Source organism: Actinomadura nitritigenes, assembly GCF_017573545.1.
GTDB lineage: Bacteria > Actinomycetota > Actinomycetes > Streptosporangiales > Streptosporangiaceae > Spirillospora > Spirillospora nitritigenes.
The window spans coordinates 102,493-117,877 of sequence record NZ_JAGEOK010000009.1; the positions used below are offsets into that span (position 1 = coordinate 102,493).

Here is a 15,385-nt window from a genome sequence, read left to right on the forward strand (position 1 = left end):
TCGACGCTCGCGGGACTTCACCGCGGGGCGTCGCGCCAAGGCGACGGCGAGGAGTCGGGGGTGGACGGCAATGTGCCGGCCACCTCGCGGCTCAGCCGGTCGCCCACCTTTCTCGGGTGACCTGCTGCACCCCTGGGCTGGTCGTGTCACCGCGAGTCTGAGGCCAACTTAGGAATCAGGCGAGGCCGGCCGTCAGAGTCGGTTGGCTGCGTCCGCGACAGCTGCCCCGCTGTGGTCTGGCCCGCTGCAGCGCGACCGCCATCCGAAGAGTTCTGCATCATGCTCCATGAGGCTTTCAGAAGGCCCTATAGCCGAGCAGCTTCCCATCCGGCCCGTCGCGTCGCGCTGGCCGTGAGGCGCAAGGCGGACGGTCGTTCGCTGGCGCGCTGCTGTCACAAAAGTAGGCCCCGAGACTGCCGTCTCGGGGCCTTTTGGCTGGTCAGAAGCGTGGGCAGGGGCGGGGTCGAACCGCCGACCTTCCGCTTTTCAGTGAACGAGGCTTCAACTGGTGCGCACCGGTGGTGACCTGCCAAGATCCTGCCTGCGCCCATCTGACAGAGGGTGAGTTCGGCACCAGTTCGGCACGATCAAGCGTGAGCATCGCTGTGCCGAGGGCGGCGCCCAGGCTCGTCCTTCTCTGCTGTGCCAAGGTCTGACACGCGCTCTGGAGACGACTCAGCGGCCCGAACCCCGGACTGGTGAGTGTCGCTGCGGCCGAGGTTGGCCCCCCGGTGCGCGCGCCGAGGCCGTCGCAGAGCCCGCAGAATCCGCAGAATCGTCTAGAACGTGCAGTGGGGGTGCTTGCTTCAGGTCACGGCGGGCCGGGCCGTCTAGCTAAGCCGCGGTAGGCCCCCTCCGGCCTCTGCCAGAGGGCGAGGTGTTGCCCCAGGCCAGGGGATTGCGCGGGTTTGTGCGGCAATACGTGGTGCGCCCATGGAAGGCAGGCAGCGAGGTGACCAGCAGACAGGCGGTTCCGTGGATACTGCGGATTCTGCGGCTGCAGGGTGCTTAACCAACCACTCATCGAGTCCGCCATGTCTGTGTGTGAAGTTCTGTCAAGTGGTCCTGAGTTAGATTGCTGCAACGCTAGGTTTATGGCCACATCCTGCCGCTTGTGCGAAGCTATACGGCTGCTTGGTGATGTCGGAGATAATGGGCTCCATGCTTACAGCAATCATCTCCGCGATCTTGTCGGCCATCGCTGCTCTAGGTGGTGTAACTCTTAGTTCACACCTCGGTGGGCGGGCGCAAAGCCGTGGATGGCAGCACGAAAGGGAGCAAAAATATCGAGAGGAACGCCTGATCGCTGTTAGCAGTTTCGTTAGTAAGGCAGCCTACATAAGGACGGCATGCTTGGCGGGGTTAGCATCGAATACTAGGCCGCTGGACCTTGAAACATTAAGTGAAGCCCACAAAGAGCTGCAGACGTTAGCGACACGTCTCAGGCTAACTGCCGTTCAATTCTCGACTGTAGATGTTGCAATGGCATCTGCTGATGCACTTGGATCGGTCCTTCAGGTGATGAGGCGCTGGAGTGGAACAGAGAGTGAAATTGCGGTGGCTACGCTGCGCTTAGCGTCGGCTCGCCTGCAGGAGGAAGTCCTTGTATCGAACGCAAGGCATGAGTTGGGCTTGGATGATTTACAAGGAATGCCTAGATATGACGAGGAGGTTATGCTGAGATCTTTCCTTAGAAAATCGATTCACGATGCCGAAGCAGTGGAACGAATTGTTGGGAAAATTCAACAGATTAAGGAAGCTGGAAAAGATTCAAGTTGGCTGGCTCGCTGAGTCAGTTCGGCGATGATGCCATACTAGGCGGCTGGCAAAACCGCGTTAGCGATGCACCGTGGTCTAAGCTAATAGCAACGGTACTGATCGTGCACCTATTCGCGTTCTGGTGAGACTAGGGCGTTATCCAACTCTTGATCCACGAGCCTCAAAGTTCGCTTTACTACCATCAGTAGAGTGAGAAGCAAATGGACGAGGAAGAAGTAGGTAACCTCCGCATACCAGGTCGGTTGTTGCGGAGCCGGAGTCTTGCCACCGGAGGAGTTGCCTTGCGGGTTTCTAATAGTGAAGTCGCCGAGGGCAAGCCAGGCAGTGAAGATGATGCACAGGAGTGAACAGTATGCTACATTCACGGAAATTTCTCTGAGGAGCTTGACACGTTTGCGGTTGCGCGTTGATACGCCACCTGTCTCCGATGAAGTTGCAACCTGTGCTGCCATCTGCAGCATCAGAATCAGCAGAGCAAAGAGGAAGGCAGCCAACGCCGCGATTGCGGCAAGGAAGCTTCCAGTGGTTCCTAGGCGGACTTTTAACAGATAGGTTGCGATCACCGCGCCTAGGGGAACTCCTATGAAGAGAAGGAGGTCCGGCTTGCTTATTTTTTGCGTTCGGTTGTTGTACAGGGTGCGGAAGTGTCTACCGAAAATCGGGGCGACGTTAATCTTCTCAGTGAACTCAGCAATGCGAGAGAACAAGCAAGACTCCCGGACTTAACTCTCCTCGGAGCTTGGAGTGAGTATTTCGATGTACCCAAGCATTGCTTGACGGAGAGACTCATACGTTGGGTGGCCGTCCTGAGCGAAGCTCAAGTGGTCCGTCACATCATAACCTGCACGCGGTGTCTTCTCTCCTTCTGGACCTAGAAGGATAGAGTGCTCGCGCCCTCTGCGGTCTATAAATGTCGTTCGCACCTCATCATAAGTTTGGCCATCGAACTCCAGTAGAGAAGAAAGGCTCTTGTCGTCCTCAAGGGCCTGCTCCAGGGGCTTCTTGGACAGACGCGCCCTTCTGCCTCGCGGGCTGACGACGGTTCGCACGTCGCCGAGGGTTTTTGAGTCGAACCAACTCCCGGTGTCGCCGAACATATCCGTCGGCTTCATGTGGCGAATATAGGTGACCTTTTTAAGCTGCTCCTCCGCAATTAGCTTCTTGTGGAAACCTTCAGGCGTGCAAAAGTTGATTTCCACCGAGAGGTGCGGGTAACGCTCCCTGAACCATGTCTTGAAACTGTCCCAGAATTTGGTTTTAATTCCACGATTCTTGGGTGAATGGCAAACGAGGAACCCACGTGAGCGCATTGCGGGAAGTTTGGCAAGTAGTAGTACGGGAATGAACTCTACGTCTTCGGGCTTGCGCCGATAGGAAGGTTGCTCACCTACTCCACCTTCCTCGGACTCGAAGATTTCGCTCGCAAATCCTTTCTCGCCGGATTTCACCCACGCGGCGATGACATCGGGTTCCTCGTTGGTTGGCTTGTATACCGTTCCCATCCTAAGGGTCGACTCTGACACTTCGTCCGACCAGTCTCGGCGCTGTGGATCTTCCAGGAATTGTTGTAGGATGTCGATGAACACACCCCCCTGATCATCAAAGTTGCCAAGGAGTGGCTTGTGGGAAGGGAATCCCTTTTTGTGGACCGAGATTAGGTATGCGTGGAGAATGTGTGCCATAGGGCTGTCCTTCTGGTTGGCTAGTAGTTCTGCCTCCTCCAGGAGAGAAGTGAGTATAGTGAAAGCTGCTCTGATTTGACCTGGATTGCGTAGCTCTTGCGTGTCCGGTTTTGGACATCCGTGCCTCGGGGGAGTGGTGCCTGCCTCTGCCGATAGCGAGCAGCTCCGGCCAAGAGGTGGCCGGAGCTGCTCATGTGGTGGAGGTTACGCCGCCAGATAGTGGAACGTGGGCTTCGGGTGCATGAGGAAGTCGGTGTGAGAGATGTTCCAGGCGTAGGCGCCGGCCATGGAGAAGGCGACTACGTCCCCGACTGCGATGCGGCCCGTGGGGACCTCGCGTGCAAAGACGTCCTTTGGTGTGCAGAGTTGGCCGACGAGGGTTACCGGCTCGTTGGCGACCTCGGGACCGTCGCCGGTGCCGCTGAGGACGTCGAACGGCTGGTTGTGCTGCTTGGTGACCGGCGTCCGGATGTGCATGGTGCCGCCGCGTAGGACGGCGTACCACTGGCCGTGTGCCTTCTTCACGTCCAGTACTTCCGTGACGTACCACCCGGCGTAGACGCTGATGGAGCGGCCCGGTTCGATGCGCAGTGTCTCGCCCGGCTGGACGAGGCCGGCGACCTCGGCGCCGTACTGCTTCCAGTCGAATCGGGTGCCGGGCGTGCCGTAGTCGACCGCCATGCCGCCGCCGAGGTTGAACTCACGCGGCCCGGTGTGGCCGATCCTGTCGAGCCACGCGCGGCCCCACGCGAGGATCTCGGCGGATTGGGCCGCCATGGCGGACGCGTCGAGCCCGGACGCTAGGTGCGCGTGGATGCCGCGTAGGCGCACGTGCGGCGAGGCGGTCAGGGTGTCGGTGCAGGTATCCATGAGTTCGGGGTCCATGCCGAACGGGCCGCTCATGGCCAGCGCTACGCCGCTGCGGTCGCCGGCGAGGTTGACCCGTAGCAGAACGTCGACCTCGCGCCCGGCCGCCTCGGCGATGCGCGTGAGGCGAGCCAGCTCGTACGGGCTCTCGACGTGGATGCGCTCGACGTCGAGGTTGAGCGCTAGTTCGAGTTCGTCATCGGTCTTGCCGGGGCCGCCGAACGCCAACCGTGCGTCCGGGAGTGCCTCGCGCACGTGCGCCAGCTCGCCGCCGGACGCGACCTCGATGCCGTCGACGTACGGGGCGAGCGCGCGCAGGATTGGGGCGTCGGGGTTGGCTTTGGCGGCATAGAAGATCTCCGGCGCGCCCGGCACCGACAGTGCCCCCTTGACCTCGGCTGCGTGGTCCCGGAGTGCGGCGAGGTCGTAGACGAACGCGGGTAGGTGCGCGTCCGCGGCGAGCGTCCGGGCGTGGTCTTCGACGAGTCGCGTGATCATGGGGTGTGTTCTCCGGGTGTCAGGCGAGCGGGAACTCGTACTGGGCCGTGAGGTAGTGGGCGGGGGCGACAGAGATCGTGACCTCGACGGCGCGGCCCTCGGCGGTCATGCCGACGTGGGTTATCTCCACCACGGTACGTTCCGGGCTGATTTCCAGCGCCCGCGCTTCGGTGTCGGTGGGCAGACGGCTGGGCGTGATCTCCTCGCGCGCCGTGACCTGCGGGTAGCCGAGTTCGCCGAGGGCGCTCTTGACCCCGCCCACGATGACCGGCCCCTCCTCCTCCAGGACCGTCCCGCCCGCGATCTCCAGCGGGAACCAACTGGCATTGAGCCGAACGGGAATGCCGCTGGCCAGCAGACGACGGCGCCGGACGAGACAGTTCGCCTCGCCGGCGGGGAGGCCGAGCAACTCGGCGACGCGTGCCGGCGGTTCGGCGTGTTCGGTGGTGATCTCGTGCTGAGGCTCCAGGCCGCGCGCTCGCACCTCGGCGTCGAACGCGCCGCGGGCGCCGTTGTTCTCGCGCTTCGCGCGGTCGTACCGGGCCGGTGAGTGAAGCATGGGCGGTAGCCACGTGACCATGGTTCCGCGTCCCTGACGGGGCCGCACGATGCCCTCGGCTGCGAGCATCTGCATTGCCCGGTTCACCAAGCTGCGCGAGGCGCCGTAGCGCTCCGCCAGCTCGGGTTCGGCGGGCAGGACGCTCCCCGTGGGGTACGCCCCCTCGATGATCTCTTCACGGATCTTCGCCGCGATCTCGCGGAACCCGTGACGCTCCGAGTTGGGCATCTACCTGCTCCTTTCTGCTGTCTGCGTGCTGCTTAGGTCCACCTAACCAGACTAAACGCCAAACGCCAAACGACTGGCGTCCCTTGACAAGCGCGCCGCCCTAGGCGCAGTCTGACCTACGTCAAACGACAAACGTTTGGCGTATCGGTCAACGTCAGGAGCCGTCACGTGATTCCGCAGAAGTCCAGCAACATCCCGCAGTGGCTCGCCGGCATCGCGGTCGCGATCTTCGCGATCAACAACCCGGACAAGGCCGCCGAGCTGGTCAACCAGGTGATCCACGCGATCACCACGTTCTCCGCCCACCTGGGCTGATCCGCGATGACTGTCTACCGCTCGCAGTCGCTCGCCCTCGGCGCTCAAGCCACCAAGCACGCCGCCGAGGGCCGCGCCTTCCGACCGATCACTGACCCGAACGAGGTGCCCGTGTCCCGCTCCCTGTCCCCGTTCACCGCGCTGGCCGGTGCCGACCTGCGTGGAATGCCCATCACCGGCGCTCAGTGCCGGTTCGACCCCGAGTTGCACACCGGCCCGGACGCCGAGGAGACGCCCGACGAGTGCGCCGCCCGCGAACTGGTGGCCGCCGAGGTGTGCGAGTCCTGCCCGCTGCGTGGCGCCTGCTTCGAGCTGGCGATGCGGATCCGCCCCGAGTTCGGGGTGTGGGCCGGCTTCACCGCCGCCGAACTCGCCACTCTCGCCGCCCTGGTCGACAACGACGCCGCCGACTCTCACCCGTCCGACCTCGACCTGAACGAGGTGGCGTGACCATGACGACCCGCACCCTGACCGCCACGCGTCCTGGCCCGGTGGCTCTGTCGGTCGACCTGTCCGCCGGCGACGTCCGTATCTTCACCGACACGGGCCGCACGCTCGCCGAGGTCACCGTGACCGCCCACGGCGACGACCCCGCCGTTCACGACTCCGTCCGTGACGCCGTCCTGCGGTGGGAGAAGGACGCCCGTGCCGTGACCGTCCGGGTTCACCCGCCCGCCGGCGGTGTGACCGTCATCGGTACCGGTCAGGCCGTGTTCGGCAACCACGGGACGACGGTTGTTCACTCGTTCGGCGAAATCCCCGCCGGCGTCACCGTGACCGGCGCCGTGATCAGCGGCGAGGGCATCGTCAACCTCGCCGATGGCCGCGTGACCGTCAACGGTGTGGAGGTCACCGGCGGCGCCGTGGCCGGTGGCCGCGTCGAGATCACCGCGCACCTCCCCGAGGGGTCGTCGGTGACCGCGCTCACCAAGTCCGCGCCGCTGGCGTGCGCGGGGGAGTTCGCCGCGATCGACTTCACCTCGACCTCCGGTGACCTGACCGCCGGTGGGATCGGCACCCTGCGCGCCCGGACCACGTCCGGGGACATCACGGCCGCCGTGGTGGACGGCGCCGCGGTGCTGCGCTCGATCTCCGGTGATGTCTACCTGGGCCGCGCCGACGACGTCACCGCCGCGACCACGTCCGGGGACGTCACGGTGAACGACTTCGCCGGCCGCGCCGACCTGCAGAGCGTGTCCGGTGACCTGCGAGTGCGCGCCACCGAGGGCGGCACCATCACCGCCCGGACGGTGTCGGGCGACATCACCGTGACCGCGACCGACACGGCGCTGGCCGAGAGACTCACCGTCAACGCCACCTCGCGCGCCGGCCGCGTCACCACGCCCACCGACAACGCGCCCGGCCCCGCGACCCCGGTCCGCGCCCGCCGGCCGCGCCGCACGAACGGGGGCGCGTGATGGCTGCCGTGATTCTCGCGCTGGCCGTGCTCGCCGCGGGGTGCTGGCTGTGCCTGTCCCCGGCCCGACTCGCCGTCGCCGGCGTGGCGCTGCTGATCGTCCACCCCGTGCCGACGTTCGTGCTCACCGCCGTGGTGGTGCTGGCTGTGACGGTGGCCGGTGTGCGGCTGGCCTGCCGGTCGCTGCGTGAGGGCGGTTGGTATCTGGTCACCGTCCAGCGGCCCGCGTTCGCGGTGAGTCGTGCGGGGGGTGTGGCGTCATGACTCGCCGCCGTAGCTCGGTCCGGTTCTTCGACCCGGCCGGCGCCCGGTTCGGGGTCCCGACGTGGCCGTGGCGGATGGCGCCGCCGCACCTGCGCACCCGCCGCCAGCTCGCCGCCGAGGGCCTGCGGCCCGGTGGTCAGGACGTGGCCGGTCAGGTGCTGTGGAACTCGCGCCGCGGTGGTGGCGGGGTCCGCGCCGCCTACCTGTACGACGTCCGCCTGGCGCTGCCCAAGCGGACCCCGTCCGAGCGTCAGCACGTCGCCCTCGGCAAGGCGCTGGCCGCTCGCCGGCGCTGCCCCGACTGCGGACGCGACGCCGGTTACGTCCTGCCCCGCCACCTCGGAACCTGCCTCGACTGCGCCGACAACGGCGCGACCACTCTGGAAGGGAGGAACGCAGCATGACCGCCCCGCCGCTCCACTTCCGGGCGACCCTCGGCGCACAGGCCACCAACCCGCACGCCGCCGAGTCGACCGCCCTCCTGCGACCGATCACGCACCCCAACGACACCCCGCCCACCACGCCCGACACCGCCGAGGGCGACGCCTCGCAGTCGCGGGCGCTGACCGGTAACGAGTTCACCGCGGTTGCCGTGGTGGCCGCGCTGGTGACCGTGCTGGGGCTGTTGGGGTTCGTCAACAGCTTCGCCGCGGTCGCCGACGCCGCCGCCCCGTCGTTCGGGCGGCTGGCGTGGTCGGTGCCGCTCGGTATCGACCTGGGCATTGCGATCTTCGCCGCCCTCGACATCGTGTTGGCCCGGCTCGACATGCGGGTTCGGTGGCTACGGCTCGTCCCGTGGACGCTGACCGCCGCGACCGTGTATCTGAACGTCGCCGAGCAGTCGACCGCGTTCGGGCGCCTCGCGCACGCCGTACTCCCGGCGCTGTGGGTCTGCGCGGTGGAGATCGCCGCGCACGTGATCCGGATCCGCGCTGGCATCGCCGCCGGAACTCGCATGGACGGCATCCGGCCGTCCCGGTGGATCCTCGCGCCGTGGCCGACGCTGAAGCTGTGGCGTCGCATGGTGCTATGGGAGATCCGTTCCTACGCCGATGCGCTCGGCCGTGAACGCGCCCGCGTGCTGGCCCTGACCGACCTACAGGACACCTACGGCCGGTGGGCATGGCGTCGCCGCGCACCCCGCCGCGTCCGCGCCCTGTACCGACTCGGAGACCTGGCCCCCGCACCCCTGGCCGGTAACCCGGCCGCCGAGGTGACCGCCGTCCCGTCCGCCGCACCGGTCGCGGACCGTCCAGGTGCCGCCGAGGGGGACCGTCCCGCGCTGGAGTCCGGACCGTCCACCCCGCCGACCGCCGGACCGTCCAAAGCGCCGTCCGCGGCGCGGAAGCGGACCGGCGCTGCCCGGTCCACCACCGGCAAGCCCGGACGGTCCCGCACCCGCAAGACCGCCAAGGCCGCACCGCCAGACGTGGCCGAGTTGATGCCGCTGGGGTGGCGCATCGTCGCCGACCTGGCCGCCGCCGGCGAACCGCTGACCCGCAACACGCTCGCCGCGCGGCTGCGCGCCGCCGGTCAGACCGCCGGTAACGCCCGCGTCGGCGCCCTGCTGGCCCGCCTGAAGACCGAAGCACCCGCCGACCCCGCCGACCTGGCCGCCGAGGGCATCGCCGCGGCGCCGTCCGCCGAGGGAGAGAACGCATCATGAGCTACACCAAGGCCATGGGCGAGGTCGTCCGCCTGCCCGTCCGGCACGGCGACCCCGCCGCCACCGACCCGGCGCCCGACCTCGACGCCTCGCCGGCCATGCCCGGCAACGCCGGCGCCGGTGTCCCGCCGAACGACCCGCCGCTCATCCCGGCCCCGTCTGGCGACGGGGACGACGGCGAGGCGATCGAGGGTCGGGTGCTGGTCGACCGCCCCGACGGCTACCGGCCGGACGTGCGCGCCCGCCGGATGGCCGGCGAGCGTGACCACCGGCGCCCGATCATCGCGCCGTGGCTGCGCAATCGCGACGAGGCGCACGCCACGATCCGGTGGGCGGTCGGCTATGCCGGTCACGTCACCGGCTACCACGCCGCCCGCATCCCGCTCTACGGTCTGCGGCTGGCGCTGCGGTCGCCCCGCGGGCTCTACCGCGTGGTGGCGGGCACGTGGCGGTGGACCTACGACATCGAGTCGCGTCCTCTGCGCACGCACGCCATCGACCGTCGCAACGACGACTCGTATCTGAAACTGATGAGCGAGCGTAACGACCGGGTGCGCGCCCGGCTGTTCGTCGCCGGCGCCGGCGTGGTCGGCACGGGGCTGGCCGCCGCGTCGGTGGCCGCCGCCGGCGGCATCACGCAAACCATCGTGCTCGCCACGCTCGTGGCGCTGCTGGGCTGGATCGGCACGCCGACCGACCGGCGCATCCTCGACACCGCCGTTGTCTCGACCAAGGCCCCTAAGCTCACCTCGGAGATCGTGGTGCGGGCGCTGGCCGCCCTCGGCAACGCCGAGATCAACAAGGCGGTCGGCAAGGGCGGCGGCGGGATCACCTTCCCCGCGCCGATCACCCGCGACGGCCCCGGCTGGCGCGCCGAGGTCGACCTCCCCTACGGGGTGACCGCGACCGACATCATGGAACGCCGCGACCGCCTCGCCTCCGGGCTGCGTCGGCCGATGGGGTGCGTGTGGCCCGAACCCGCGCACGACCAGCACGCCGGACGGCTGGTGCTGTGGGTCGGTGACCAGGACATGAACCAGGTCAAGCCGGTCGCCGGCCCGCTGGCCAAGACCACTGCGACCGTGGACCTGTTCAAGCCAGTTCCGTTCGGCACCGACCAGCGCGGACGCCCCGTCACCGTCGAACTGATGTACGCCAACGCGCTGTTCGGCGCGATGCCCGGCATGGGCAAGACGTTCGCGCTCCGCGTGCTCGCCCTGGCCGCCGCCCTCGACCCCACCGCGCAACTTCGCGTCTACGAACTCAAGGGCACCGGCGACCTGTCGCCCCTGGAGAAGGTCGCCCACCAGTACGGATCCGGGCAGGATGACGAGACCCTCGCCGCCTGTCTGGACGCGCTCCGCGAGGTCCGTAAGGATCTGGGACGCCGCGCCAAGGTGATCCGCAAGCTGCCCAAGGACATCTGCCCGGAGAACAAGGTCACCCCGCAACTGGCCGCCAAGCGCTCGCTCGGGCTGTACCCGTCGGTGTTCATCCTGGACGAGTGCCAGAACCTGTTCGCCCACCCCGACTTCGGTGACGAGGCCGCCCGGCTGGCCGTGGACATCATCAAACTCGGCCGCGCCCTCGGCGTGATCCTGCTGCTGGCCACCCAGCGGCCCGACAAGGACTCGCTTCCCACCGGCGTCTCGGCGAACGTCGGGCTGCGGTTCTGCCTGAAGGTCATGGGCCAGACCGAGAACGACATGATCCTGGGCACCTCGATGTACAAGAACGGGATCCGCGCCACCACCTTCACCAAGAAGGACAAGGGCATCGGCTACCTGGCCGGCGAGGCCGACGACCCGCAGATCGTCCGCGGCTACTACATCGACAACCCGGCCGCCGACCGCATCGCCGACCGCGCCCGCGCGCTACGCAAGGCCGCCGGCACCCTGACCGGCATCGCCGCCGGCGAGGACCCCACCCCGACCGCCGACGACGGCGCATCGCTGCTGGAAGACCTCGCCGCTGTCATGGCGCCCGGAGAGGACAAGGTGCACTCGCAGGTGCTCGTTGACCGCCTCGCCGAGCTGCGCCCGATCGTCTACGGGCCGTGGGCCGACCTCGACCCGACCGGCAAAGCCCGCCAGCTCGCCGCCGCGCTCAAGCCCTACGGCATCGGCACCCCGCAGGTTTGGGGACAGGACGAAACCGGCAAGGGCCGCAACCTCAAGGGCGTCCACCGCGACCACGTCACCGACGCCCTGGAAACCACCCGCCGCACCGGCCGGTAGACCGCCGCCGCGCCTCTAGGTCTAGAGGCCACCACCTCTAGACCTAGAGGCCCCTCTAGACACCCATCCCTGCACTGACCAGTGATCTAGCGCCTAGACACCTCACCTGCGACAACCCCGAAAACCGCCCTGGGAGGCAACTGTGAGCCCCCTGCTCGCCGCCGCTAGCCACACCACCCACCCCACCGGCCTGTGGCTCCTGCTGGTCATCCTCGCCGCCGCCGGCTACCTGCTCCACTGTGTGATCTGGCCGTATCGGGCGTGCCGTAAATGCGCCGGTGCTGGCCGGTTCCGCTCCCCGTCCGGCCGCGCCTGGCGCTACTGCAACCGCTGCAGCGGGCGCGGCGCGCAACTCCGCGCCGGTCGCCGCATCTGGACCCACCTCAAGAGCATCGAGCGGAACCGCCGATAGCCGGCCAACGCATCCGGAGGGCGCAAAAGCGGCCCTCGGCGCACAAGCCACCAAGCACGCCGCCGAGAGCCGCCCCTCCGACCGATCACGGACCTCAACGAGGCCCCTAGCAGGAGGTACACCCATCATGACGCACGCGGCGCCGGGCGTCCCGTCACCGCCCAACTCGGCCACGCTGTTCTATCTCGGCGCCCACCAACCGCACTGGCTCTGGACCGCACAATTCCCGCTGTTCGTCTCGCACCGCCAGCTCGCGCGCAAGGCTCGGTTGCGGCCGGCGGTGTGCCGGTGGGCGCTGGATTCGGGAGGGTTCACCGAACTGTCGCTGAACGGTCGGTGGACCACCACGCCCGGCCAGTACGCCGAAGCGGGCGCCCGCTACGCCGAGCATCTCGGCATGCCGGACTTCCTGTCACAGCAGGACTGGATGTGTGAGCCGTTCATGATCGAGCGGACCGGTCTGAGCGTGCGTGAGCACCAAGACCGCACCGTGGCGAACTACCTCGATTTGCGGGCGCTCGCCCCGGGACTGCCGTGGCTGCCGGTCGTGCAGGGCTGGACACTGCCGGACTACCTGCGGTGCGTGGAGCTGTACGCGTCCGCCGGCGTGGATCTGGCCGCGCTTCCGCGGGTGGGGTTGGGGTCGGTGTGCCGGCGCCAGTCCACTGCCGAGATCGGGCACATCGTGGCGACGCTCGCCGGACTCGGGCTCAAGCTGCACGGGTTCGGCGTCAAGACCGGCGGGTTGCAGCGCTACGGGCAGCACCTCGCGTCCGCCGACTCCATGGCATGGAGCTACAACGCCCGTCGGCTCCCGCCCCTTCTGGGCTGCAAGAGCCACAAGAACTGCGCCAACTGCCTCACCTACGCCACCCAATGGCGCGCCCGCCTCCTGGCCAGCCTCGCCGCCCGCGGTCACCAAATCGCCCTGTTCACCTCGCTCCCGCCCCAGACAGGAGAGGCCGCATGACCGACGCTCCCGGACTCATGGTGACCGCGCTCGCGCACGCCGGCCGCGGCTGGCACGTGTTCCCGCTGCGGCCCGGCGACAAGCGGCCCGCGCTCCGCAACGACTGGGAAGGCCGCGCCACCGCCACCGACCGCGCGCGTATCTGGCGGTGCTGGCACCACGCCCCCTACAACATCGGCATTGCGTGCGGCCCGTCGAACCTGGTCGTGGTCGACCTCGACCAGCCCAAGCCCGGCCAGACCCCGCCGCCCGAGTGGGACATGCCAGGGATCAACGACGGTGCCGACGTGCTCGCCGCGGTCTGCGAGCGGCACGGCCAGCCCTTCCCCTGGGAGACCCACACCGTGCGGACTGCGTCCGGCGGGATGCACCTGTACTTCACTGCCCTGGCCGGCGCGAGGCTGCGCAACACCGCGGGCCGGCTGGGGTGGCTGGTCGACACCCGCGCGCACGGTGGCTACGTGGTGGCCGCGGGCAGCACCCTCGACACCGGCGGCGCCTACGTGACGGTGTACGACGTTCCGCCGGCGCCGCTGCCCGGATGGCTAGCCGACCTGCTCACCACACCCGACCGCCACGCCGCGGCGGCGCCGAGGATGCCCGACCTCGACCAGCAGCACGCCGCCGGATACGCCGGCGCCGCCCTGCGCGCCGAGGTGCAACACGTCCTCGACTCCCGCCCGGGCGCCCGCAACCACACCCTCAACGCCGCGGCGTTCGCCCTCGGCCAGCTCGCCGCCGGCGGGATGCTGCCCGCCGCGCTCGTGGTCGACTGCCTGACCGCCGCCGGACTCACGGCCGGACTCACCGCACCCGAGTGCGAGGCGACCATCGCCAGCGGGATGCGCGCTGGCGCCCGCACACCCCGCGGGAGCGCCGCGTGAGCGCCGCTGACAGCATCCTCGCCGCCGCGGGCGCCAGTGCCCGGTTGGCCGAACTTCACGGCCAACCCGCGCCCGCGTGGGAGACGCCCGTGCCCCTCGGCGCCCGGCAACGCCTCCCGTCCTTCCCCGCCGACGCGCTCCCCGGCTGGGTCGGCGCGCAGGTGACGGCCGTCGCTGAGTTCACCCAAACCCCGATCGACCTCGCCGGCTGCCTCGCACTCGCCGCGCTGTCGACCGCCGCCGGTGGCCGCGCGATCGTCAACGTCCGCGGCACCTGGGTCGAGCCGGTGAACATCTTCACCGTGGTCGCGATGCCGCCTGGATCCCGCAAATCCGCCGTGTTCCGCGCGATGACGCAACCGCTGCTCAACGCCGAACGCCAGTTGGCCGAGCGCACTCAACCCCGCATCGTCGAGGCCGAGTTGGCGCGGCGCGTGGCCAAGGCCGCCGCCGAGAAGGCCGCCGGCATCGCCGCCGGATCCGGCATCCCCGGCGGCGACCCTGACAAGCTCGCCGACGCCACCGACGCCGCCATGGCAGTAGAGGCCATCAAGGTGCCAGTACTGCCGCGATTGGTCGCCGACGACATCACCCCAGAGAAGGCCGCATCTCTGCTGGCTGAACAAGGCGGACGGCTGGCAGTGCTGTCCGCCGAGGGCGGCATCTTCGCCACCGTCGCCGGCCGCTACTCCTCCACCCCCAACATGGAGGTGTTCCTCAAAGGCCACGCCGGCGACATGCTGCGAGTCGACCGGCAAGGCCGTCCGACCGAACACGTTGAACACGCTGCCCTGACCCTCGGGCTGGCCATCCAGCCCGAGGTCATCACTGACATAGCCAAGATGCCGGGCTTCCGTGGCAAAGGGTTGCTCGGACGGCTGCTCTACGCGCTCCCGGCAAGCAACATCGGACGGCGCCGGATCAACCCGCCCGCCCCCGCCGCCGAGGTCGTCTCGCGTTACGACACCCAGCTACAGAATCTCGTCAACGCGCTGTACGACTGGGAAGACCCCGCCCGGCTGCAACTCACTCCGGACGCGCACGCCGAGTTCCTCGCTCTGGAAACTCGCACTGAGCCGCGCTTGCACCCCGAAACCGGCGACCTCGGCCACCTCGGCGACTGGGCAGGCAAGTACGTAGGTGCGGTCGCACGCATCGCCGGACTGCTCCACCTCGCCGCCCACGTTGACGACGGATGGCGCACGCCGATTGAGGTCGACACCATGCGCGCCGCCATCCAGTTGGGGGAGTACTTCACCGCGCACGCCGTCGCCACATTCGACGCCATGGGCAGCGACCCCGACCAGCACGCCGCCCGCGACATTCACGCGTGGATCGAGCGCACCAAGCCCGAACGGTTCACCGTCCGCCAACTGTTCAGCAAACTGCCCCGCAGCAAGTTTCCCAAAGTCGCCGAACTGGAGACGCCCCTAGACCTGCTCGAACAACACGGCTGGATTCGTCGCCTGCCCGACCCCGAACGGACCGGCCCCGGCCGCCGACCCTCACCCACCTACCTCGTACACCCTGACCTCTGCGGAACCGGCGCACAAACACCAAGCACGCCGCCGGAAAACCGCTGACCCGTCCGACCGATCGCAGCGCGA

Annotated in this window: 16 protein-coding genes; 12 read left to right on the forward strand and 4 right to left on the reverse strand. The window is 68.1% G+C overall.

The window, feature by feature from the left end:
* Positions 1–1,161: 1,161 nt before the first annotated feature.
* Complete coding sequence (locus J4557_RS15455; protein ID WP_208267224.1) at positions 1,162–1,791, forward strand: hypothetical protein; 630 nt, start codon at positions 1,162–1,164, stop codon at positions 1,789–1,791.
* A 95-nt stretch (positions 1,792–1,886) separates the two neighbouring features.
* Here J4557_RS15455 and J4557_RS15460 read toward each other — a convergent pair whose 3' ends face one another.
* The 4 genes from J4557_RS15460 to J4557_RS15475 form a co-directional block, all read right to left on the reverse strand.
* The gene (locus tag J4557_RS15460; RefSeq protein WP_208267225.1) at positions 1,887–2,486 is read right to left on the reverse strand and encodes a hypothetical protein; all 600 of its coding nucleotides are present in this window, start codon (positions 2,484–2,486) and stop codon (positions 1,887–1,889) included.
* Between the two features lie 15 nt (positions 2,487–2,501).
* Positions 2,502–3,365, reverse strand: a complete 864-nt coding sequence (locus J4557_RS15465; RefSeq protein WP_208267226.1) for a hypothetical protein — start codon at positions 3,363–3,365, stop codon at positions 2,502–2,504.
* Between the two features lie 300 nt (positions 3,366–3,665).
* Entirely contained in the window at positions 3,666–4,826 is a 1,161-nt protein-coding gene (locus tag J4557_RS15470) for a type III PLP-dependent enzyme (protein WP_208267227.1), read from the reverse strand.
* 19 nt (positions 4,827–4,845) lie between these two features.
* Positions 4,846–5,613 carry a GntR family transcriptional regulator gene (locus tag J4557_RS15475; RefSeq protein WP_208267228.1) on the reverse strand — a complete coding sequence of 256 codons (768 nt, stop codon included), beginning with the start codon at positions 5,611–5,613 and terminating at the stop codon, positions 4,846–4,848.
* Between the two features lie 168 nt (positions 5,614–5,781).
* On the opposite strand from J4557_RS15475, the gene J4557_RS15480 reads away from it, so the two are divergent.
* The 11 genes from J4557_RS15480 (at position 5,782) to J4557_RS15530 (ending at position 15,361) form a co-directional block, all read left to right on the forward strand.
* Entirely contained in the window at positions 5,782–5,928 is a 147-nt protein-coding gene (locus tag J4557_RS15480; RefSeq protein ID WP_208267229.1) for a hypothetical protein, read from the forward strand.
* 6 nt (positions 5,929–5,934) lie between these two features.
* Positions 5,935–6,378: a WhiB family transcriptional regulator gene (locus J4557_RS15485; RefSeq protein ID WP_208267230.1), complete on the forward strand. Its 444-nt coding sequence runs from the start codon at positions 5,935–5,937 to the stop codon at positions 6,376–6,378.
* 2 nt (positions 6,379–6,380) lie between these two features.
* Entirely contained in the window at positions 6,381–7,346 is a 966-nt protein-coding gene (locus J4557_RS15490; RefSeq protein ID WP_208267231.1) for a DUF4097 family beta strand repeat-containing protein, read from the forward strand.
* Positions 7,346–7,609 carry a hypothetical protein gene (locus J4557_RS15495; RefSeq protein WP_208267232.1) on the forward strand — a complete coding sequence of 88 codons (264 nt, stop codon included), beginning with the start codon at positions 7,346–7,348 and terminating at the stop codon, positions 7,607–7,609. Before J4557_RS15490 ends, J4557_RS15495 begins: the two co-directional genes overlap by 1 nt.
* Positions 7,606–8,013, forward strand: a complete 408-nt coding sequence (locus J4557_RS15500; protein WP_208267233.1) for an RRQRL motif-containing zinc-binding protein — start codon at positions 7,606–7,608, stop codon at positions 8,011–8,013. Before J4557_RS15495 ends, J4557_RS15500 begins: the two co-directional genes overlap by 4 nt.
* Positions 8,010–9,275, forward strand: coding sequence for a DUF2637 domain-containing protein (locus J4557_RS15505; protein WP_208267234.1), 1,266 nt, complete (start codon positions 8,010–8,012; stop codon positions 9,273–9,275). The genes J4557_RS15500 and J4557_RS15505 overlap by 4 nt, the downstream gene beginning before the upstream one ends.
* On the forward strand, positions 9,272–11,512 hold the full coding sequence (locus tag J4557_RS15510) for a DUF3631 domain-containing protein (protein WP_208267235.1): 2,241 nt from the start codon (positions 9,272–9,274) through the stop codon (positions 11,510–11,512). Before J4557_RS15505 ends, J4557_RS15510 begins: the two co-directional genes overlap by 4 nt.
* Positions 11,513–11,654: 142 nt before the next feature.
* A complete protein-coding gene (locus J4557_RS15515) occupies positions 11,655–11,924 on the forward strand; it encodes a hypothetical protein (RefSeq protein WP_208267236.1) in 270 nt (89 codons plus the stop codon).
* 127 nt (positions 11,925–12,051) lie between these two features.
* A complete protein-coding gene (locus tag J4557_RS15520) occupies positions 12,052–12,894 on the forward strand; it encodes a deazapurine DNA modification protein DpdA family protein (RefSeq protein ID WP_208267237.1) in 843 nt (280 codons plus the stop codon).
* Complete coding sequence (locus J4557_RS15525; RefSeq protein ID WP_208267238.1) at positions 12,891–13,778, forward strand: bifunctional DNA primase/polymerase; 888 nt, start codon at positions 12,891–12,893, stop codon at positions 13,776–13,778. The genes J4557_RS15520 and J4557_RS15525 overlap by 4 nt, the downstream gene beginning before the upstream one ends.
* Positions 13,775–15,361 carry a YfjI family protein gene (locus J4557_RS15530; RefSeq protein ID WP_208267239.1) on the forward strand — a complete coding sequence of 529 codons (1,587 nt, stop codon included), beginning with the start codon at positions 13,775–13,777 and terminating at the stop codon, positions 15,359–15,361. Before J4557_RS15525 ends, J4557_RS15530 begins: the two co-directional genes overlap by 4 nt.
* Positions 15,362–15,385 lie beyond the last annotated feature (24 nt).

Bases quoted from the DNA above. Each gene is read 5' to 3' on its own strand.
- J4557_RS15505 (WP_208267234.1), top strand. From the start codon at position 8,010: ATGACCGCCCCGCCGCTCCACTTCCGGGCGACCCTCGGCGCACAGGCC.
- J4557_RS15485 (WP_208267230.1), top strand. From the start codon at position 5,935: ATGACTGTCTACCGCTCGCAGTCGCTCGCCCTCGGCGCTCAAGCCACC.
- J4557_RS15470 (WP_208267227.1), bottom strand. From the start codon at position 4,826: ATGATCACGCGACTCGTCGAAGACCACGCCCGGACGCTCGCCGCGGAC.
- J4557_RS15490 (WP_208267231.1), top strand. From the start codon at position 6,381: ATGACGACCCGCACCCTGACCGCCACGCGTCCTGGCCCGGTGGCTCTG.
- J4557_RS15500 (WP_208267233.1), top strand. From the start codon at position 7,606: ATGACTCGCCGCCGTAGCTCGGTCCGGTTCTTCGACCCGGCCGGCGCC.
- J4557_RS15520 (WP_208267237.1), top strand. From the start codon at position 12,052: ATGACGCACGCGGCGCCGGGCGTCCCGTCACCGCCCAACTCGGCCACG.
- J4557_RS15455 (WP_208267224.1), top strand. From the start codon at position 1,162: ATGCTTACAGCAATCATCTCCGCGATCTTGTCGGCCATCGCTGCTCTA.
- J4557_RS15495 (WP_208267232.1), top strand. From the start codon at position 7,346: ATGGCTGCCGTGATTCTCGCGCTGGCCGTGCTCGCCGCGGGGTGCTGG.
- J4557_RS15525 (WP_208267238.1), top strand. From the start codon at position 12,891: ATGACCGACGCTCCCGGACTCATGGTGACCGCGCTCGCGCACGCCGGC.
- J4557_RS15475 (WP_208267228.1), bottom strand. From the start codon at position 5,613: ATGCCCAACTCGGAGCGTCACGGGTTCCGCGAGATCGCGGCGAAGATC.
- J4557_RS15510 (WP_208267235.1), top strand. From the start codon at position 9,272: ATGAGCTACACCAAGGCCATGGGCGAGGTCGTCCGCCTGCCCGTCCGG.